An 18,546-nucleotide genomic window follows, 5' to 3' on the forward strand; every position below is an offset into this window, starting at 1 on the left:
CTCTACAACTGCACATGCTCGATGCGGTCCCGCCCGTTTTTCTTGGCTGCATATAGCTGCTGGTCGACGGCTTTGATGAAGCCAGCACGGTCGCTCTGTCCGTCTGGCACCGCCGTTCCGGCTCCAATGCTGACCGTGACGCGCCTGTCGTGCGGCGACAGCGCGTGCACGATAGCCTTTTTCTTGAGCAAGCGCTGGCAGCGTTCAGCGACTTTTCGCGCCACTCCGGCATCGGCTTCCGGCAGCAGCACGACAAACTCTTCGCCACCGTAGCGCGCAACGAGATCGCGAGGTCCATCCAGCGCCAAACTCAGGGTCTGGGCGATATCCACCAGACATTGGTCGCCTTGGGTGTGGCCATACAGATCGTTGTATTGCTTGAAAAAATCGACGTCGAACAACAGGATGGACAGCGGCTTTCGTTCGCTGCGCGCGCGCTCCCACTCCAATTCAAAACCGCTATCGAAGCGACGCCGGTTGGCAATATTCGTCAAACCGTCCTTGAAGGACAGCGCCTCCAGCTCCTTCTGCAAGGCCAGCAGCTTTTCCTCGGTCTTCTTGCGTTCGGTGATGTCGAACATGAAGCCGATCAGCGCTTCGACCTCGCCGCTGTCATTGCGCACTACGTGCACCACGTCCCGGATCCATACGTAGCCGTTTTCCTTGGTCAGCGCGCGGTAGTCCGCCTCGTGATCGACGCCGGCCTGGGATTGGGTGACGCAGAAATTCACCACATAGTCCCGATCCTCCGGGTGCATGCGCATGGCCCAGTCCTCCACGCTCACCCAGCTGTCGGCCTTCCAGCCCAGCAACGCCTCGATCTGCGGACCGATATAGGCGAATTGCTTCGTGGCCCAATCGATCTTCCAGGGAATTGCCTTGGTGGACTCGAGCAAGGTTCGGTACACCGCGTTGTCATCAAGAAGCGGGCTTTCGTTTGACATACCCTATCCATCCTCGATTCAAATGAACGGGCACTTTAGCGTGAATCCGTCGGCCGTGGCGCGTGCGTGATGAACGCCGAAAGGTAGCCGTATTGAAAAGGCCGCATTCGCGGCCTCTTTCAGAATCCCTCAAGGCGCCAACACCTCGATAATCCGGCGCCCGATATATGCCGCATGCGTCTCGAGCGCAAAGTGCCCGGTATCCAGCAACTCGACCTGCGCTTCCGGATTGTCCCGCTTGAACGCCTCGGCGCCGGGCGGTATGAAGAACGGATCGTGGCGCCCCCAGATAGCGAGCGTCGGAATTTTCGCCGCGCGGAAGAACGCCTGGAAATCCGGATACCGCTTCAGATTGTTGGCGTAGTCCAGGAACAGATCGAGCTGGATTTCCTTGTTGCCAGGCCGCTCAAGCAAGGCGGCATCGAGCGTGTAGCTTTCCGGAGCCACGTCGTCCGGATTGGCGACGCCATGCACGTACTGCCACTTCGTTCCTTCCAGGTTCAGCACGGCATCCGCGATGACCTGCCGGTTGGCCGCGGTCGGCTCCGCCCAATAGGCGCGGACTGGCGCCCAGGCATCGCCCAGCCCTTCGAGATAAGCGTTGCCGTTCTGAGAGACCAGGCCGGTCACCCGCTCGGGGTGGGCAAGCGCCAGGCGCAGCCCGACAGGCGCGCCATAGTCGAAAACGTACATCGCATAGCGTTTCAGGCCCAAGGCATCGACGAACGCGCCGAGCGACACGGCCAAGTCGTCAAACGTGTACCGGTAGCCGCGCTCCCCAGGTACTTCCGTGAAGCCGAAGCCAGGCAGATCCGGCGCAATCACGTGAAAACGCGTGGCCAGAATCGGGATCAGATTGCGGAACTGGTGCGAAGAACTGGGGAAACCATGCAGAAGCAGCAACACGGGCGCATCGGGGTTGCCCGCCGCGCGATAGAAGAAGTTCAGGCCGTCGGCTTGCAAACGGCGCGTTTGGATCTGGTTTTCTGGGGGGCTGGACATGACGATCTCCGTGGTCTGGGGCTGGATCAATAGCGGAATTCCTGCAGGCTGTGCGGGCCATTCTTACGCCTTTTTAGTAACCCGTCAAATTAAGTTTTAATGGTTACCTAAATAGTTCAAAGCTATGACATGGAGAGACTCATTCAAAAAAAAATCCGGCCAGGCGGCCGGATGGGTGGGCTAGCAAGCGCTCAGGAAGCAGCGTCCTGGGCTTCCCTCTGTCGAAATGCCGCCACCTTGTGGCGGTTACCGCAAAGCGACATGCTGCACCACCTGCGGCGATGGGAGCGAGTACGGTCGTAGAACCAGAGGGAACAGAGCGGGCTTTCGCATTTGCGCACCAGCTCGAAGTCCCCATGCACGAGCAAGTCCGCGGCGGCCTCTGCGGCCGGAAGCAGCCATTGATCGGGCGTAGCCGCTTCATAGCGACGGGCAAGGCTGGGCGCGCCCGCCACCACGGAAACCTCAAGATGGCTGCCTCCGGCGGCGAGCGCCCGGTTGAGCGGGCTGAGCTTGAGCGGCAACCCGGCCTTTCTCTGGGCGACCAATGCGCGCACCGTCTCGCGCAATGTCCTCGCGGATTCGAGCAGACCCTTCGGGGTCTTGCGCTGGGCGGGCGAAAAACCCAAGGCCTCCAGCCAGGCTCGCACATCGTCGTCTGATTGCAGGCGATCGCGAGGGCCATCGTCGGATTGCTCGACGGTGTTGATCAGATCTAACGCCGCGTGGTCGCCAAGCAGGCGGAATTCTGGCGTGGGGGTAGTGGTGGTCATGATGTTCTCCATCTTGAATGTAACCACTTAGTTTGCGACTATCAAGTTACGGAGGAAGAGCATCCCATCGGTCATCGCACAGTTTTCCGCCCGGACGATGAGCACCGTAAACTAGCCTTTCACGGATTCGGAAAGCCACATGTCCTTCATCCCGTTTTCGATCCCTCTCCCGGACCGCGCCCAGACCTGGCGCTTCATGCACAGCCGCCAGCACTCGCAATTCGCCGGCGCGGATGAACGCGTCGTGCTCTACGATGCTCCGCCGCAAGAGGCCGTCCTGGCCTCGATCGAAGACGTGCATCTATGGGCGCCGCCGGGCGACCCGCTGCACGAACTGCCCGGACTCCTCGCCCGGCTGCCGGCGCTGGCGCACCTGTCCATCGGCCCCGGCGCGGTCGCGGGCAGCGTTCTGACGGGATTGCGCGGAGACATGCTCCCTGCCAGCCTGCGCCATCTTTCCATCCATCCCGAGCCTGGCACGTACACCTGGCAGGCCGGCCCGCTGCCCAGGCTGGAGGCGCTGACAGTGGGCGCCACGTTGCGGTTCGAGCCGGAAGACTTTCCGGCGTTGATTTCCTTGTCCATGGTCCCAGACCGGCGCGGCATGCTGCTGGACCGCGCCTTGAGCCTGCCGCTCAAGGAACTGAACCTTTGGAACGTGCCGTTCGATTCGTCGATATTCGACCGCATTGCGGGACTGCCGCTGTTGGCGCTGGGCTTGCTGGCGGGCCGTGGTTTGAAGACGCTGTCCGGCATCGAGCAACTGACAGGATTGCGCTCTTTGCGCCTGAAGAACCTTGGTGCGCTGGAGAAGATCGGTCCGATCAGCGCCCTTGAAAACCTGGAACGGTTGGACATTCAGTACTGCAAACGGATTGCGGATATCGGCGTGCTGGACATGCTGACCCGATTGCGGGAGCTGACGCTGGTCGGCTGCGGCGATGTGGGATTGGGCGAGTTGGCACAGACCTTGAAGGCGCGCTTGCCGCGCGCGAACATCGCGGCGACGCGATAGCCATGGCGGACCCGATGAGCATCTTGCACGAACGTTTCCTGGGCTTGCTTGCCGCGCGGGGCTGGACGGTGCTACGCGCGACACCCACGGCTGCGCGGGCAGACGCCTCGGAACACGCAGCGTTCCTGTCCTTGTACACGCAACTGAGCAGCGCGGACGATACGCGCTGGTTCCTGAGCGCGGCCGACTATGCCGGAACCGCCGACAGCGCCTTCGGGTGGGACGCCTTTCGCGACATCAGCCTGGAAGCCGCCATCAGCGATGCCGACCGGCACGCCGTCGAGACCTTCTGGGCGCGCCATGTGCCGATCTTCATGAGCGTGGACGGTGATTACGAGTTTCTCGCGATCGACCGGATTTCGGGAAGGATCGTGCATGGCGTCGAGCCCGAGTTCGAGGCGGTCAGCGAGGTGGCCAGCGGTCTTGGAGACCTGTTTGAGCAGATGCTGGCGGATGGCGAGGCGGCTGCGTTGCTGGGCTGCTCCGACTGGCCAACACAACCCCCTGCGACTCAAGGAAAGGGCGAAGCGTAGAACGCAGACCGAATTTCATTGTTTTTTCCTATTTCAACACGGGCTGAAAATAACTATTCCAGTGAAACTATCGTTGACACTTTCACTGAAAATGCTATTTTTAGCAGACGATGAAAATGCACAATCCAGTGAAAATCGATGATCAAGCTGCGAGTACCCTCCGATCGCTGTTGGAGGAAATACCCGCCGTCGAGAGCCTGGAGGTCACTCTCGTCCCTCGAAATCCAAGCTCAGCAATCGAGCTCGCCGCCCAACTGACGACATTCGGCAACCGGCACAAGCTGGTCGCGACGGTACTGCCCAGCGGACAACCGCGGCACGCGCGCCTGGCCGTACTTTCGTTGCGTGAATACGTGGGACGGCAGTCCGATCACGTTACGCCCATATTGATTGCGCCTTATCTGTCGCCGCAGGTTCAGGAGTTGTGCCGCGAGTTCGGCGTGGCGCACCTCGATTTCGAAGGGAATGCTCGGCTTGCCTTCGCTACCATCTTTATCTCACGGCAGGTAGCCAAGAAGCCGGTGATAGAACGGCGGGGACTGCGGTCGCTGTTCAAACCGAAATCAGTCCAGATACTCAAAGTCATGCTGCGCAATTCCTCCCGCGGTTGGCGGGTTGCCGAATTGGCGCAAGCCGCGGACGTCAGCCTGGGGCACGTCAGCAATGTGCGCAATAGCCTGCTGGATCGCGAATGGGCGAAGCTGGGCCCCGAGGGAATGTTCCTGTCTAGGCCCGACGCACTTGTGGACGCCTGGCGTGAAGCCTACGAATCTCCGGCCGGTCAACGGCTGACTTTCTATACCACTTTGCACGGAACGGCGTTTGATGCGGCGCTGCACGATGGGTCACCCGGCGCGACAAGCCAGGTCGCACGCGCTTCGTTCACTGCAGCCCGCTGGCTGGCGCCGTTTGTACGGACTGGCACACACTATTTCTATGCTGATGCTGCAGGCCTTGAACTCCTGCGATCACGACTCAAGCTCGAAACCGCCGGCAAGGGAGAAAACCTGGTGGTGACCGTACTGGACGATCCGGGGCTGTTCCGTGACACTGTGCAACCGGCGCCCGGCGTGGTCTGCACCAGCCCAATCCAGACCTATCTGGACCTCAGCGTGGCAGGCGAACGCGGACAGGAGGCCGCCGATCACCTGCGACGGGAAAGGCTCCAATGGCACGAATGACGCGTGGCGAGGCACAGTTAGCGAGCGAGTACGACGACCGCACAACGGCGGCAGTCAAATCCGTCCTTATCGAAATCGGACAGATCCTTGGAAGCTTCAAGGGACGTTTTGCCGTCGTAGGCGGCGCCGTGCCATGGCTGCTGCTGGGCAATGAAGACATGCCCCACGTCGGCACCCTGGATGTGGACCTGGGTTTGGATGCCGAAGCGCTGGGCGATGGTCAGTACGCGCACCTGGTCGAATCGCTATTGAGCCAAGGGTATGCACAGCGCAAGGAACTCAGGCGATTCCAACTGGTGCGACAGATCCAGGCGGACGACGGCGGTCCTGCCATTGATGTAGTGATTGACTTTCTCATGCCCAGGCAAGCCGAGATCGTGAGGAACTCGCCTGCGCTGATCAGCGAATTCGCGGTACAGCGCGCCGATGGAGCGGATCTCGCGCTACGGTTCTACCAAATGGTCGCTATCGCTGGATCGATGCCTAACGGCGGAACTAACCGCGTTGAAGTCGCCGTCTGCTCCATCCCGGCGCTACTCGCAATGAAAGGCCACGCCATCCAAGGCCGCTACAAGCAAAAGGACGCCTACGACATCTATTACTGTATCCGCAACTATGCCGGCGGCGCCGAGGTGCTGGCGGACGATTGCCTCCCTCTGCTGCAGCATGAGTCCGGCGTCAAAGGCTACACCAACATCGCAGCCAAGTTCGATACCGTCGATGGCTTCGGACCAACTTGTGTGCGTCGGTTTGTCGAGGACGCGAATGTGTTGGGAGAACGAACCGCGGATCAATGGCAGCAGGATGCCTTCGGGCAAGTGGACGCTTGGCTGCGGGCTTTGGGACTGCGGACTCAATAGCAGGTTCAAATCTCGCAAACGCTCACCACATCGCCCGAAAACCGAAATTTCTTCCATCAACGCAGTCGCCTCGCGGCCTTGGATGCTCTCTCAGATGCTTCGCTCACTCTCCGCCCCCAGCCATTCATACCTCACCGCGCTGACGCTTTCCATGCTATTGCTGACCGCAGCCCAGGCCCATGCCGCGCCCCGCACCGTCTACACCGGAACACTGCAAGGCGCCGGCGACATCGTGCTGGAGCTGGACACAGAAGCGGCTGCCGACGGCACCTTGACCGGCCGTTATTTCTACGCCAGGCACGGCGTGGATATTCCGCTGCAAGGCACGGCCAAGGAGCTCTTCGAACCGAAGCCCCGCCAGGAAGGCAAGCCGGCGGATCAGGCCGCAAGCTGGCAAGGCACGCGCGACGCAAACGGCTTCCGCGGTATCTGGACTGACGCCGGCAACGGCAAGCAGCTACGCTTCGACCTGAAGCGGGTCGCGCAGTACGACACCGGGCAGCTGGAAAAGGACCGCAAGCTGGCCCGCGCCAGTCAGGTCAATCTCGGCGACATCGATGTCCAGGCAGGCATCAACGCCACGCGCGCGCCCTACGAGACGCTGAAACTGACCGGATACGCCCAGCCGGTCGGCAAGGAGATCGGCGACGGCGCCGTGGCCTATCGCATGTGGCGCGACCCGCGCACCAAGTTCAGCTATCCCCGGCTGAGCCGGCATCCCGATGCGCAGGTCCTGCAGCGCACGAACACTCTGCTGGAACAGCGTCATTGGCAGAAGAGCCTGGGCGCGCTGGGTTGCATGGCATCGGCCTACACCAGCGACAATCCCGGCGCGGGCACGCTGGGCGGGTTCGATGAAGAAGAAGTGCACGTCACCTGGCTGTCGCGCGCGCTGATGACGGTGACCGAATCGGGCAGCCTGGACTGCGGCGGGGCCCATCCGTACAACCATTTCGAACCCTATACCTACGATCTGCTGCGCGGCGAGTACCTGGACTGGAATCGCGTGTTCGACGCCTATGTGCCGGGCAAGCGCAGCTTCGGCGGCGAAAAAAGCCCTGCCCTGCTCGCGCTGGTGCAACAAGCGGTCAAGGCGGGAACAACGGTCCAACAATCCGAGGATCGTCCCAATCTGGAAGACTGCGCGGACCTCTGGCCCGACTATCTGGCGCTGGGCGTCCAGGCGCCCGGCGCGCTGAGCCTGTCCGTGTCCGGGGTCGGGCACTCGGCGGGCGCCTGCCTGGGCACGCATGCCAGCGTACCGTTCAAGGCGCTGGCGCCTTATCTGAAGCCGGGCGGGCAGGCGTATCTGGCGACAGATTGAGCACGCCGGCGGACTGTCCGCCGGCCTGAATCATCGTCTGCATGCCGGCGGGTCAACGGCCAGCAGTCGCCGTACCAGGAACAGTCCTGGTTCAAAGAGCACTTCGGCAAGTCATCGTAGGTGCAAAGCCGCTACGCGTTGGAATACGGCGCGTAGTCGGCGATGTCCGCCAGCGGCCAGTATTCGCCTGCGAGCCGTTCCCGTGGGAACGAGGTGATGTCGGCAGTGCTCAAGCCCACGCTATCGACAGAAATGATCTGCGCCGCAAGGCGGCGGTAGCCCGCGCGGAAATGGTTGGCGCCCTTGATGGCGATCAGCTTGTATGCGGTCACGTCGATGCCATGCAGGAAGAATGGCTCCTCGTCGTAGATCTGTTCGGCGCGCGAGGCGACAATCACGTCCACGCCCTGGATGACCAGGCGGCACATGGCGCCGAGGTCGAAGCGCACGCCTTCGAACATCGAGCCCGCGCGATTGACGAAGCGGCCGTCGGTGATGGCTTTCACATAGGCATGCACCCGCAGCGGCTGCCCCTGGAAGCGGCCCTGCTTGGCGCCCAGCGACACGCTGATGGTCGCGCCGACGCCGGCCTGGCGGGCCTGCTCGACGACGGACGCATCGTTGATGGAAGCGAAACAGCAGGTTCCGGCCACGGGTTTGGCGTCCAGGATGGCGCGCAACAGGTAGGTGCCGTCGCCGGGCGTGCCGCCGCCGGGGTTGTCCGCGTACTCGTTGACGACGACGGGACCGTGCGAGGCGGCCAGCGCCATGGCGACGCCCTGCTCCGGGCTTGGCAGTGACGGCCGGAACGCTTCGCGGTGCGACCAGATCCATTGCGCGACTTCATTCGCGCAGCGCTCTGCCAGCGCCTGATCGCCCGCCGTGGTGCAGACCACGGCCGGGCAAGGCGCGGCGATATCCGCAAGGGGAAAGCCGTGGAACCACGAACAGTCGATGACCCCCGGCAGCGCGGCCAGCTTGGCGCATACGGCATTGACCTCGGCGGGAATGAAGCCTTCCTGCGTCGTGACGATGTAGGGCAGCATGGGCAAGAGGCGCATGGCGGTTGCCGGCTTGAGGCGGCCGCCGATGATCTCGAGCAACAGCGCCACCGCCTCGACCGCTCGGTCGTGAAAGTCAGTATGCGGATACAGCTTGCAAGGCAAGGTCAGATCGCAAGCCTGCCGCATGGCCTCGGTCATGTTGCCATGGAGGTCATAGACAGCGGCAATCGGGACATCGGCGCCAACCAGCTGGCGGACCGCCAGGCACAGATCGCCTTCGATGTCCTCGATGCCATCGGCGACGCCCGCGCCATGCAGCGCCAGCAACACTCCGTCGACAGGCAGAGCGGCGCGGATACCGTCCAGGATTCTGCGTTTCATTTCGGCGTAGGCCTGGGCCTCGATCGTGCCCGAGGGCGTGGCCTGGCCGACGAAGGTGCAGATCAGTTCGGCGCCCGTCTGCCTGGCGCCTTCGATGAAGCCGCCGACCTGGTGATTCGATTTGTCGAAGGCTTGCAGTATCTCGTCCCCGCCGTACTGCTCGAACGCGCGTAACGGCGTCTGGCCGGCGACCTCGGCGGCATAAGTATTGGTTTCATGGATCAGGCCGGCGACGGCGAGTCGCGGCGCGGCATCTTTAACGTTTTCCATGGCGTATTCCTTGCCTTCAGCGATTGACTTTCTTGGGGTCGAAGCTCAGCGCAATCAAGGCGCTGACCAGGAGCGAACCCGCGATGATGTATATGGCTGGCGCAGTGCTGTGATAGATGTCGCGGATCCAGCCGATCAGGTAGGGGCTGACGAAGCCGCCCAGATTGGCCAGGCTGTTGATGATGCCGATCGACGCAGCCGCGGTGGCTCCGCCCAGGAAGGCGGTGGGCAGCGTCCACATGATGGGAGAAAAGCTGATGATGCCGGCGGCGGCCACCGACAACGAGATGACGGCCAGCGTCAGGTTGGTGCCGGCGGACACGCTGGCGACCAGCCCCGCCGCGCCGAGCACCAGGATGAAGACCAGGTGCCAGCGGCGTTCGCGGCGCAGGTCCGAACTGCGCCCGACCAGGACCATCGCCACCATGGCGACCAGATACGGAATGGCGCTCAGCAGGCCGATGCGCAAGCCGCCCTCGGCGCCGGCATCCTTGATCAGCGTGGGCAGATAAAAGCCCAGCGTGTACAGCGCCATCATCGCCGGAAAGGTCATGGCGACGATCTTCCAGATGCGCGCGTCGCGCAGCGCCTGCAGCAGCGGCATGTGCTCGCGGCCCGCGTTGTCGGCAGCGATGTCCCGCTCGATCAGCTGGCGTTGTTCCGGCGTGAGCCACGCGGCATCCTGTACGCGGTTGGTCAGGATCAGCAGCACGCCGATGGCCAGCGGAATGGTGGGCAGCGCTTCCAACACGAACAGCCATTGCCAGCCGGGGTGTCCGCCGACCAGATGGAATCGTTCCATGATCCAGCCCGACAGCGGGTTGCCGATAAGGCCGGCCACCGGTATGCCGGCCTGGAAGATCGCCGTCATCTTGGCGCGGCGGCGGTTGGGAAACCAATAGGTCAGGTAAAGGATCACGCCAGGGTAGAACCCGGCCTCGGCCACGCCCAGCAGAAAGCGCACCGTGTAGAACTGCCAGGGCGCGGTGACGAAGGCCATGATGCCGGACAGGATGCCCCAGGAGATCATGATCCGCGCGATCCACAGGCGCGCGCCCACGCGGTGCATGATCAGGTTGCTGGGCACCTCGAACAACATGTAGCCGATGAAGAACAATCCTGCGCCCAGGCCATAGGCAGCCTCACTGAACTGCAGGTCGGCCAGCATGTTCAGCTTGGCGATGCCGATGTTGATGCGGTCCAGGTACGCGACCACATAGCAGAGCATCAGAAAGGGAATGAACCGCAGCGCGACCTTTCTGTAGGTCGCGTCCTCAAAGGCTTGCTGGTCCGGGCGCGCTGCGCGGCCGGCGGGGAGGGTTGCACTTCCGCTCACGGGTTTTCTCCTTGGTATGTCGTTTTTTGGGTGCTGCGGCTTATGCCGCGCGGCGCTGGCTGAGTTGCCTGGCGTGCTCCTGGAAGCCGCGCAGCGCTTCGGGGGGCACCAGCGAACCGCCGGTGGCCCAGATGACATGAGTGGCTGCGGACATATCGATGCCCGACGCATAGACCTGCCCTGCGGCAGAGTCCAGCCAGCCAGGCCCCGAGACCGCGGCCGCGGCCGACGGCTCGACTTCGACGCCCAGGGTGTCTTTCAGCGCCAGCAGGTTCAGGTAGAGCTCGTCATCCGACACGGTGAAGACGCCGCCTAGCTGGGGCCTCATCAGCGACGCCACCAGTTCGGAAGCCTGGCCCACGGCCAGGCCATCGGCCTCGGTGCGGTTGTCCAGGCCGATGTCGTAGACCGACACGGGGGAATCCGCGCCCGATGCCAGCTGCACCAGAAAACACGGCGACGCGACGGGTTCGGCGAAGAAGCAATGCACGTTGGGGCCGAACAGCGCCTTCAGGCCATGGCTGATGCCGCCCGGCGCGCCGCCGACGCCGCAGGGGATGTACACGAACAGAGGGTGCGCCGCATCGACCACGCGCCCTGCTTCAGCCAGTTGCCGCGCCAGTCCGCGGGCCGCTGCGGCATAGCCGAAGAACAGCAGCTCGGATTGCTCATCGTCGACGAAATGGCTGCGGGGCGCGGCCAGCGCCTGCGCCCGCCCGGCCGCGACGGCCTCGGCATAGTCGCCGGCATGCTCCACCACGCGCACGCCACGTTTGCGCAAGCGGTCCTTCTTCCATTCCTTGGCATCGGCGGACATATGCACCACGGCATCGAATCCCAGCGCGGCGGCCATGACGCCGATGCTCATGCCCAGGTTGCCGGTGCTGCCCACGGTCACGGCATACTGGCTGAACAAGGCGCGAGCCTGCGGCGTCGCCATGATGCGCCTGTCCGTCGCCTCATCCTTGAGCAGGCCGTGCTCCAACGCGATCGACTCGGCAATGGCCAGCACTTCGTGAAAGCCGCCGCGCGCCTTGATGGACCCGGCGACTGGCAGTTCATCATCGCGCTTGAGATACCAGCTGCCCGACACCTCCCCGGCGCCCAGCGCCTGCTGCAAGGCTTTGGCGGGCATCAGCCGGGACTCGATATGCCCGCCCGCAGCGGCAAGCTCGGGAAACAGCGCGGCCAGCAGCGGCGCGCAACGCGCCAGGCGGTTTTCGGCCTCATCGATCAGGGCCAGGGACGGCGCGGAGCCGGGCAAGAGCCCTCCCCTAGCCGGGTTGAGCCATAGCAAAGGCGTTCTTGATTGAAGATTTTCTAATAGCTGAGGATCGAAATTGGCGGTCATCATGGACTTGCGGGTTGATGGTTCGGCGCAAATCGTAGATTCCGAAGGCATGCAAGAATAGCGATCATTTCTAATTCAGCCATTAGTTTGACTTATGTCTGCCCATTTCGACTCGACACTCCTGGGAGCCCTGCGGTGTTTTGACATGGCCGGCCGCCATCTCAGCTTCACCAGGGCGGCGTCGGCCATGAACCTCACGCAAAGCGCGGTGAGCCAGCAGATCCGGCAGTTGGAAGACCGCCTGGGCTACCTGTTGTTTGTCCGCCAGCAACGCGGCCTGAAGTTCACGCCCAAGGGCGAATCGCTGTACACGACGGTCAGCCGTGCGCTTGGCGACATTCAGCAGGAAATCGAGCGGCTGGGCTTGCCGGCGTCCGCGCTGCAGGTCAATTGCCTGCCGTCGTTCGCGCTGCAATGGCTGATGCCGCGCCTGACGGAATTCCATCGCCTACAGCCGGAGGTATCAGTCCGGTTGAAGGCGGAGTTCCAACTGCTGGACCGCAAGCTGATGGAGGAAGAAGACATAGACCTCGCCATCCGCTATGACCCGGCGCACTACAGCCATTTACAGGCGGACGCCTTGCTGGACGAGTATCTGCTCGTGGTCGCAACGCCCGAATACCTGGCCGCGCACCCCGCGTTTCGCACCGGCAAATCGCTCGACGGCGTCGAGTTCCTGCACGACGCCTCTCCTTGGGTCGGCGCCGCGGAGTTCATCGAGTGGCGCACCTGGATGCAAGCGCATCGGCCGGGGTGGATCCGCCACCTGGACGGGCCGCAGTTCAATCTGGCCAGCCTGGCCATTGGCGCCGCGCTGAATCACCAGGGCGTGGCTATCGGGCGCAGCGCGATGGTCTACGACGAACTGCGCAGCGGACGGTTGGTAGACGTGTTCGGCAAGCACGTGCCCGCGCCGGCGCGCTATGTGCTGCTGTCGCGCCGGCCTGAAGAGCGGCGCACCCGGATCTTTTCCGAGTGGTTGAAATCCGAGTGCCGCAACTTCGACAGCGCGCGTTCGGCCTTGATCGGGGGTACTCGCGGATAAGCATCATCCGCGAAGCCGACGAGCGCCACCTTCCCGTGCGGCGTCAAGCCGCTGCGGCGCTCAGATGCTCATAAAGTATTGCCGCGCCTATACCGATCAGCGCGACTCCACCCAGGATCTCGGCCCGCTTCCCGGCGACGCTGCCCAGCACGCGTCCGAGCATCACGCCTATCGTCACCATCAGCGTCGTGGCCAAGCCGATGGCGATGGCCGCCACCACGATGTTCACATCCACGAACGCCAGGCCCACGCCGACCGCCATGGCGTCGATGCTGGTGGCCAGGCCCGTAGCCGCCAGCAGCCAGAAGGAATGCCGGGTGACGGGCGCGGCGTCCTCGTCCTCTTCCTTGAGGCCGTTGCGTATCATCAGCAAACCCAGAATACAGAGCATCGCGAACGCGATCCAATGGTCCCAGGCGACCACATACTTTGCCGCGACCGAGCCCAGTCCCCAACCTATCACCGGCGTGATGGCTTCGATCACGCCGAAGATCAGCCCTGTGCGCAGGGCCTCCGGAAATCGGGGCTTGTAGAGCGCGGCGCCTTTGCTGATGGCCGCGGCGAACGCGTCCGTGGACATGGCGAACGCGAGAACGATGATGGCGATGGGATTCATTGGAGTGGGGATCCTGCTGGGCGGAAACGGCACGGATCCTCCGCGCCGCCCGGCATCGCGCGAAAAATCCGTGGTCTCGCCAAGCATGGATGCCGCTTGCGCCATGGCCGAGGAAGCCAAGAATGTTGACGCAAGCCCCTGCGGAACTGGCCGCAGGGAGGCTACTCCCCAAAGAGTGAAACCAGTCTAGCAGAGCCTGCTGACCGGCGTGTTACAGCGCTATTCCCCGCGTATTCCCGCCTTCGCGATCACCTCTTTCCAGCCCTTGGCCTCCCTGTCCACCCATGCCTGTGCCCGCGCCTTGCCTGCGAACGGCCCGCGCATGCCCAGCACGGCCATGCTCTGCTGGAACTCCGGCATGGCGTAGACCTTGGCCAGCGCGTCTTCCCAGACCTGCGCGACCTCCTTGGGCGTGCCCTTGGGCGCCATGACCAGGAAGGCGAACGACACGTCATAGTCTTTCAAGCCAGCCACGCCCGACTGCGCCGCCGTGGGGACTTCAGGCAGGTCGGCGTCGCGTTCCTTGCCCGACACCGCCAAGGCCTTCAGCTTGCCTGCCCGTACATGCGGCAGGACGCCGGGCGTGGCAAGAAAGGCGGCCTGTATCTGATCGCCCAGCAGCGCGTTCACGGCAGGCGCGTTGCCGCGATATGGCACATGCGCGACTTCCATGCCAGCCGCGAGACGGAGCTTTTCGAAGGCCAGGTTGCCGGGACTGCCGTAGCCGGCTGAGGCATAGGTGATGCGATTGGCCTTGGCGTAGCGCAGGAATTCGTCCAGCGTATTGATGCCGAGTTCGGGGCGCACCGCCAGCGCCAGGCCGAAGGAGCCGGCCAGGCTCAGCGGTTCCAGCCGCTGGGTGACGTCCTTGTCCAAGCCCTTGAAAATGTATGGGTTGACGGTCATGAGCGTGTCCAGCGTCATCAGCAGCGTGTAGCCGTCGGGCGCGGCCTGGGCCACGGACTGGGCGCCGATGTTGCCGGACGCGCCGGAGCGGTTTTCGACGACGATGGTCTGGCCCAGGATCTTGCCGGCATGCTGCGCGATGGCGCGGGCTTCCAGGTCCAGCGGGCCCGCGGGCGGGAAGTTGACGATGAGGCGCACGGGACGCGACGGATAGTCGGACGCCACCGCGACCGAGGTTGCGGCCACGAGCAGCGCCGTACAGAGCAACAAGGACTTGATCATGCTTTTCTCCTGGATGGCGCCAACCCGCAGGCAGGCGCCGTGGCGGCGGAATCAGGCGATGGCGGTGGGATGCGGGCTGGTCTCGGCGTGCCGGATCATGCTGCGCGACAGTTCCAGCAGCAGTTCTGCGCGCAACGCGCCGGCGGCGGGGTCGTCCCACAGGTTGCGCAGTTCGTGGGGGTCTTCTTGTAGATCGTAGAGTTCGCCCCAGGCGGCATCGGCATAGACGCTGAGCCTGTGGCGCGGCGTCTGCAAGGTACGCATGCGGGTGCGGCCGGGAAAGCCGAACATGGTGCGCTGGCCCTCTTCCTCGATCAGCACCGCGTCGCGCACGCGCTCGGTCTCGCCCGACATGAGCGGCAGCAACGATGCGCCCTGCATGCCGTTGTAGGCAGGCAGGCCCGCGCGCGCCAGCACGGTAGCGGGGATGTCGGCGGTGGAACACAGTGCCTGGCTGCGCGCAGCGGCGGGCGCCGCCTGCGGATCGCGCCAGATGAAGGGCGTGCGGATCAGGCTCTGATAATGGATCGGCCCCTTGAGCAGCAGTTGGTGGTCGCCGAAGTAGTCGCCATGATCGCTGGTGAAGATGACGATGGTGTTGTGGTCCAGCCCGGTCGCGCGCAGCGCCCGCATGACGCGGCCGATGGTGGCGTCGATATGGCTGATGGAGCCGTAGTTCAGCGCGATGGCCTCGCGCGCCTCGCGCTCGGTGCAGGCAAAGATGGCGGGCGTGTGCTTGACGGCCTTGCCCTGATTGCGCTGCTGGTGCATCCAGGCTACGTGAGGCGGCGGCTGGTGGCCCGGCGCGGCGCTGGCGTGGAACGACTCGGGCAGGGTCACGTCTTCCGGGCGGTACATGTCCCAGTACTTGCCGTGAGGCGTGAAAGGATGATGCGGATCGGGAAACGAGCACTGGATGAAGAAGGGCTTGCCGTTGGCCGCGTTGTCGCGCAACTGCGCGATGGTCTGGTCGCCGATGTAGGCGGTGGTGGAGCATTCTTCCGGCACGCGGGTGCGCCAGGCCTGATGATGCTCTGTCAGCACATAGCCGGGCGCGGGCAGGGCATGCTCGGGCCCCCACAGGCGCCGCGCCTCGGGATGTTCGCGGGCCAGCCAGCGCTCGTAATGGCCCCAGACCTGGTCGCCGTGATCCACCGCCAGCGCCACGCGCTCGAAGCCGTAGAACGGCGTCTGCAGATCATGCCCAGGATCCGTGCGCCACAGCGGGCCCCATTCCTGATCGTAGTTGCCGGGCTCGGCGATCCAGGCCTCGCCCTGCGCGCCGTCGCTCGCCGGCGGCCAGACGGCGGGCTTGCCGGTCATGTTCTGCAAGTGCGACTTGCCGATCAATGCGGTGGAATAGCCCGCGCCGCGCAAGCGGTCGACGAACGTGGTGGCGCGCTGCGACAGCGGAATTCCATTGTGGCGCACGCCATGCACAGAGGGCATGCGGCCCGTCATCAGGGTGGCGCGGTTGGGCATGCAGATGGGCGACGCCACATAGAAGCGGTCCGCCGACCACCCCTGCCCCGCCAGCGCGTCCAGCTCCGGCGTGCGCAGCATGGGGTTGCCATAGCTACCCAGATGGTCCGCGCGCTGCTGATCCGTGATGAATAGCAGGAAATTCGGCTGCATCGTGTCTCCTCGCCGCCAGCTTTGCGCCGGCTTGGCTCTGTTGTCAGGCCATTATGTGTAGAGGAGACATAAATTGATAATGAATTAATATTACCGAGCCATAACCCTGTATTTATGCCTCAAGGATGCCCGCATGGACTGGACCCACCGCATCCGCCTGCGCCACCTGGCCATCCTGGTGCGCCTGTGCGAAACCCGCAACCTGAGCCAGGTCGCGTCGGAACTCAACATCACACAGCCGGCGCTGTCGAAGTGGCTGAAGGACCTGGAAGCAGACATCGGCCTGACGCTGTTCGAGCGCCACGCGCGCGGCATCGAACCCACGCTGTATGGACTGGAACTGCGCACGCATGCGCGCGAGATCCTGGGCAAGCTGGGCCGCGCCCAGGACACCATGGCGCAGCTGGCCCGCGGCGCCACCGGCACGCTGGCAGTGGGCGTCACGCCCAATATCGCGCCGGTGCTGCTGCCGCCCAGCATCCGGCGCTTTCGCGAACGCTATCCGCGCGTGCTGCTGCGCCTGGCCGAGAACACGCTGGACTACCTGCTGCCGCTGATGCAGGAAGGCACGTTCGACGTGCTGGTGGGACGCCTGGAACAGCACTCGCTGCCGCGCAACCTGCACTACGAAGAGTTGTACGGCGAGCCCATCTGCCTGGCCGTGGGCACGGCGCATCCGCTGGCGAACAAGCGCAAGGTGACATGGGAGGACGTGCAGGAATACCCCTGGATCGCGCCCGGCGCTTCAACACCGATGCGGATACGCATCGATTACGAACTGGCGCTGGCCGGCCAGCCCGCGCCCTGGCATCAGGTGGAATCGTCGTCGGTGCTGGTCAACCTGGCGCTATTGGACGGATCGGATCTGGTACTGCCGATCTCCGAGCGGCTGGCAAAGCATTTCGCCAAGCAGCACATGATCAAGGTATTGCCGCTGGCGATGCGCAGCCGCGGGATTACAGGCATGGTGTGGCGAGACGCCGCGCTGGCCTCGGAACATGCGGCGTACTTCATGGAGTGCCTGCGGCTGGCGCGGTGACGGCGACAGGAAATGGCAGATAATCCACGGCACTCCCTGCCGCCTCTCCAGAGGTCGGCGACAAAATGCGCCAACCAGTCCTGAACGGAATGCCATGAACCGATCCGAATACGAAACCGAACTGCTGCGCATCCTGCGCGCCCACGACGCCGCGGCGCGCGCCACACTGACAGCGCTGATCGCCGCCCTGCCGCCCAAGGCGCGCGAGATCCACTTCGTGGTGTTCCCCGACCAGGACGGCGAAGGCACATTCTCCGTGGTGGCCAGCCTGGAAGGCCCGGACCTGTTCGTGCTCAACAAGGCCATCGAAGGCCACCGCTACCTGTTCGACGTGCGCCACACGGAAGACGGCATCGAGCCCGAGGTTCCTCTGTTCGCGTCGGACGAAGGTGGTTTCAACGTCCAGGACGTCATCGTCGATACGGCGATGCAATGGGTGGCGGAACTATGGGAAACGAACGGCCAGGGCCGTTCGCCGCTGCCGGCGCTGGTATATGGGGAGGAAGGCTACGGAACGCTTGAGCCGCTCGCATTGCCGGCATAGCACTGCGGCAGGGGCTCCTACGGCGCCGCGGCCTCCGCGCTCACCAGGCCACGTGGAACATCGCCTTGGCCAACACCACGATCAGCACCATGTGGCAGAACACGCTGATATGCATGCGCCGGCTCAATGCGCCAGTCAGGCGCTTGCGGCGAGCGAGCGTCAAGGCGGTCGCGACATGGACCAGCACGCTCAAGGCAAGCGCGATCTTCAGCGACAGCAGGACGCCGAAGGACGATGCAAACGGGTTGGCGAGCGCGCTGCGGTATTGCCAGGCCAGGCCCAGGCCGGCCAGGTACAGCACGACGACCGACCACGGCAGCACGGCCCGCACGCGTGGCGCCAGCTGGCTGCCCAGCGCGCGGCGCACGTCGGGCGGCAGGCGCTTGTGCACGGGTTCCAGGAACAGCACCTCGAACGTAACGGTGCCGACGAACAGGAAGGCGGCAAGCAGGTGCAGGATGAGCAGCAAGGGGTAGGTGTTCATGGCTGCGATCGGGAATGGCCA

At 63.9% G+C, this 18,546-nt stretch carries 18 protein-coding genes and 1 riboswitch; of the genes, 8 read left to right on the forward strand and 10 right to left on the reverse strand.

The genetic code is table 11. The features are described 5' to 3' along the window. Nucleotides 1-2: 2 nt before the first annotated feature. The 3 genes from AC1RHV_RS22910 to AC1RHV_RS22920 form a co-directional block, all read right to left on the reverse strand. Nucleotides 3-944, reverse strand: a complete 942-nt coding sequence (locus AC1RHV_RS22910) for a sensor domain-containing diguanylate cyclase (RefSeq protein ID WP_125472439.1) — start codon at nt 942-944, stop codon at nt 3-5. Between the two features lie 129 nt (nt 945-1,073). Further along, nucleotides 1,074-1,946, reverse strand: coding sequence for an alpha/beta fold hydrolase (locus AC1RHV_RS22915; RefSeq protein ID WP_054451303.1), 873 nt, complete (start codon nt 1,944-1,946; stop codon nt 1,074-1,076). 191 nt (nt 1,947-2,137) lie between these two features. Then, on the reverse strand, nt 2,138-2,719 hold the full coding sequence (locus AC1RHV_RS22920) for a CGNR zinc finger domain-containing protein (RefSeq protein WP_054451302.1): 582 nt from the start codon (nt 2,717-2,719) through the stop codon (nt 2,138-2,140). A 139-nt stretch (nt 2,720-2,858) separates the two neighbouring features. Between AC1RHV_RS22920 and AC1RHV_RS22925 the strand changes: the two genes are divergently transcribed. The 5 genes from AC1RHV_RS22925 (at nt 2,859) to AC1RHV_RS22945 (ending at nt 7,632) form a co-directional block, all read left to right on the forward strand. Beyond that, complete coding sequence (locus AC1RHV_RS22925; protein ID WP_492302056.1) at nt 2,859-3,734, forward strand: leucine-rich repeat domain-containing protein; 876 nt, start codon at nt 2,859-2,861, stop codon at nt 3,732-3,734. A 14-nt stretch (nt 3,735-3,748) separates the two neighbouring features. Beyond that, complete coding sequence (locus tag AC1RHV_RS22930) at nt 3,749-4,267, forward strand: hypothetical protein (protein WP_492302058.1); 519 nt, start codon at nt 3,749-3,751, stop codon at nt 4,265-4,267. A 110-nt stretch (nt 4,268-4,377) separates the two neighbouring features. After that, entirely contained in the window at nt 4,378-5,448 is a 1,071-nt protein-coding gene (locus AC1RHV_RS22935; protein WP_492302059.1) for a type IV toxin-antitoxin system AbiEi family antitoxin, read from the forward strand. After that, nucleotides 5,436-6,308, forward strand: coding sequence for a nucleotidyl transferase AbiEii/AbiGii toxin family protein (locus AC1RHV_RS22940; protein ID WP_460360282.1), 873 nt, complete (start codon nt 5,436-5,438; stop codon nt 6,306-6,308). Before AC1RHV_RS22935 ends, AC1RHV_RS22940 begins: the two co-directional genes overlap by 13 nt. A gap of 94 nt (nt 6,309-6,402) precedes the next feature. Beyond that, nucleotides 6,403-7,632, forward strand: a complete 1,230-nt coding sequence (locus tag AC1RHV_RS22945; RefSeq protein ID WP_492302060.1) for a hypothetical protein — start codon at nt 6,403-6,405, stop codon at nt 7,630-7,632. A 131-nt stretch (nt 7,633-7,763) separates the two neighbouring features. Here the strand turns inward: AC1RHV_RS22945 and AC1RHV_RS22950 are convergent, their stop codons facing one another. The 3 genes from AC1RHV_RS22950 to dsdA are packed head-to-tail and all read right to left on the reverse strand — an operon-like array spanning nt 7,764 to nt 11,977. After that, a complete protein-coding gene (locus AC1RHV_RS22950) occupies nt 7,764-9,287 on the reverse strand; it encodes a M81 family metallopeptidase (RefSeq protein WP_192329853.1) in 1,524 nt (507 codons plus the stop codon). 16 nt (nt 9,288-9,303) lie between these two features. Continuing rightward, nucleotides 9,304-10,623, reverse strand: a complete 1,320-nt coding sequence (locus tag AC1RHV_RS22955; protein ID WP_054450320.1) for an MFS transporter — start codon at nt 10,621-10,623, stop codon at nt 9,304-9,306. A 40-nt stretch (nt 10,624-10,663) separates the two neighbouring features. Beyond that, on the reverse strand, nt 10,664-11,977 hold the full coding sequence (dsdA, locus tag AC1RHV_RS22960; protein WP_192329851.1) for a D-serine ammonia-lyase: 1,314 nt from the start codon (nt 11,975-11,977) through the stop codon (nt 10,664-10,666). Nucleotides 11,978-12,068: 91 nt separating this feature from the next. On the opposite strand from dsdA, the gene AC1RHV_RS22965 reads away from it, so the two are divergent. Continuing rightward, nucleotides 12,069-13,019 carry a LysR substrate-binding domain-containing protein gene (locus tag AC1RHV_RS22965; protein WP_054450316.1) on the forward strand — a complete coding sequence of 317 codons (951 nt, stop codon included), beginning with the start codon at nt 12,069-12,071 and terminating at the stop codon, nt 13,017-13,019. Nucleotides 13,020-13,062: 43 nt separating this feature from the next. Here the strand turns inward: AC1RHV_RS22965 and mntP are convergent, their stop codons facing one another. The 3 genes from mntP to AC1RHV_RS22980 form a co-directional block, all read right to left on the reverse strand. Beyond that, nucleotides 13,063-13,635 (reverse strand): manganese efflux pump MntP, encoded by a 573-nt coding sequence (gene mntP, locus AC1RHV_RS22970; RefSeq protein WP_054450314.1) that lies wholly within the window; start codon nt 13,633-13,635, stop codon nt 13,063-13,065. 6 nt (nt 13,636-13,641) lie between these two features. Next, nucleotides 13,642-13,821, reverse strand: a riboswitch (yybP-ykoY riboswitch). 33 nt (nt 13,822-13,854) lie between these two features. Continuing rightward, the gene (locus AC1RHV_RS22975) at nt 13,855-14,823 is read right to left on the reverse strand and encodes a Bug family tripartite tricarboxylate transporter substrate binding protein (RefSeq protein WP_054450312.1); all 969 of its coding nucleotides are present in this window, start codon (nt 14,821-14,823) and stop codon (nt 13,855-13,857) included. A 51-nt stretch (nt 14,824-14,874) separates the two neighbouring features. Beyond that, on the reverse strand, nt 14,875-16,458 hold the full coding sequence (locus AC1RHV_RS22980) for a sulfatase family protein (RefSeq protein WP_192354591.1): 1,584 nt from the start codon (nt 16,456-16,458) through the stop codon (nt 14,875-14,877). Between the two features lie 133 nt (nt 16,459-16,591). Here AC1RHV_RS22980 and AC1RHV_RS22985 point away from each other — a divergent pair, with 133 nt between their 5' ends. Both AC1RHV_RS22985 and AC1RHV_RS22990 read left to right on the forward strand, forming a co-directional pair. Continuing rightward, entirely contained in the window at nt 16,592-17,497 is a 906-nt protein-coding gene (locus tag AC1RHV_RS22985; protein WP_054450309.1) for a LysR family transcriptional regulator, read from the forward strand. A 94-nt stretch (nt 17,498-17,591) separates the two neighbouring features. Further along, a complete protein-coding gene (locus tag AC1RHV_RS22990; protein WP_054450307.1) occupies nt 17,592-18,041 on the forward strand; it encodes a DUF6389 family protein in 450 nt (149 codons plus the stop codon). Between the two features lie 40 nt (nt 18,042-18,081). On the opposite strand, the gene AC1RHV_RS22995 is transcribed toward AC1RHV_RS22990, so the two are convergent. After that, nucleotides 18,082-18,525 (reverse strand): CopD family copper resistance protein, encoded by a 444-nt coding sequence (locus tag AC1RHV_RS22995; RefSeq protein ID WP_054450306.1) that lies wholly within the window; start codon nt 18,523-18,525, stop codon nt 18,082-18,084. Nucleotides 18,526-18,546: the final 21 nt, after the last annotated feature.

This window comes from Achromobacter sp. GW823-FHT04E03 (genome assembly GCF_058796095.1).

Bases quoted from the DNA above. Each gene is read 5' to 3' on its own strand.
- AC1RHV_RS22920 (WP_054451302.1), bottom strand. From the start codon at position 2,719: ATGACCACCACTACCCCCACGCCAGAATTCCGCCTGCTTGGCGACCAC.
- AC1RHV_RS22930 (WP_492302058.1), top strand. From the start codon at position 3,749: ATGAGCATCTTGCACGAACGTTTCCTGGGCTTGCTTGCCGCGCGGGGC.
- AC1RHV_RS22980 (WP_192354591.1), bottom strand. From the start codon at position 16,458: ATGCAGCCGAATTTCCTGCTATTCATCACGGATCAGCAGCGCGCGGAC.
- AC1RHV_RS22965 (WP_054450316.1), top strand. From the start codon at position 12,069: ATGTCTGCCCATTTCGACTCGACACTCCTGGGAGCCCTGCGGTGTTTT.
- AC1RHV_RS22975 (WP_054450312.1), bottom strand. From the start codon at position 14,823: ATGATCAAGTCCTTGTTGCTCTGTACGGCGCTGCTCGTGGCCGCAACC.
- AC1RHV_RS22910 (WP_125472439.1), bottom strand. From the start codon at position 944: ATGTCAAACGAAAGCCCGCTTCTTGATGACAACGCGGTGTACCGAACC.
- dsdA (WP_192329851.1), bottom strand. From the start codon at position 11,977: ATGATGACCGCCAATTTCGATCCTCAGCTATTAGAAAATCTTCAATCA.
- AC1RHV_RS22995 (WP_054450306.1), bottom strand. From the start codon at position 18,525: ATGAACACCTACCCCTTGCTGCTCATCCTGCACCTGCTTGCCGCCTTC.
- AC1RHV_RS22915 (WP_054451303.1), bottom strand. From the start codon at position 1,946: ATGTCCAGCCCCCCAGAAAACCAGATCCAAACGCGCCGTTTGCAAGCC.
- AC1RHV_RS22925 (WP_492302056.1), top strand. From the start codon at position 2,859: ATGTCCTTCATCCCGTTTTCGATCCCTCTCCCGGACCGCGCCCAGACC.
- AC1RHV_RS22935 (WP_492302059.1), top strand. From the start codon at position 4,378: ATGAAAATGCACAATCCAGTGAAAATCGATGATCAAGCTGCGAGTACC.
- AC1RHV_RS22950 (WP_192329853.1), bottom strand. From the start codon at position 9,287: ATGGAAAACGTTAAAGATGCCGCGCCGCGACTCGCCGTCGCCGGCCTG.
- AC1RHV_RS22985 (WP_054450309.1), top strand. From the start codon at position 16,592: ATGGACTGGACCCACCGCATCCGCCTGCGCCACCTGGCCATCCTGGTG.
- AC1RHV_RS22945 (WP_492302060.1), top strand. From the start codon at position 6,403: ATGCTTCGCTCACTCTCCGCCCCCAGCCATTCATACCTCACCGCGCTG.
- AC1RHV_RS22940 (WP_460360282.1), top strand. From the start codon at position 5,436: ATGGCACGAATGACGCGTGGCGAGGCACAGTTAGCGAGCGAGTACGAC.
- mntP (WP_054450314.1), bottom strand. From the start codon at position 13,635: ATGAATCCCATCGCCATCATCGTTCTCGCGTTCGCCATGTCCACGGAC.
- AC1RHV_RS22990 (WP_054450307.1), top strand. From the start codon at position 17,592: ATGAACCGATCCGAATACGAAACCGAACTGCTGCGCATCCTGCGCGCC.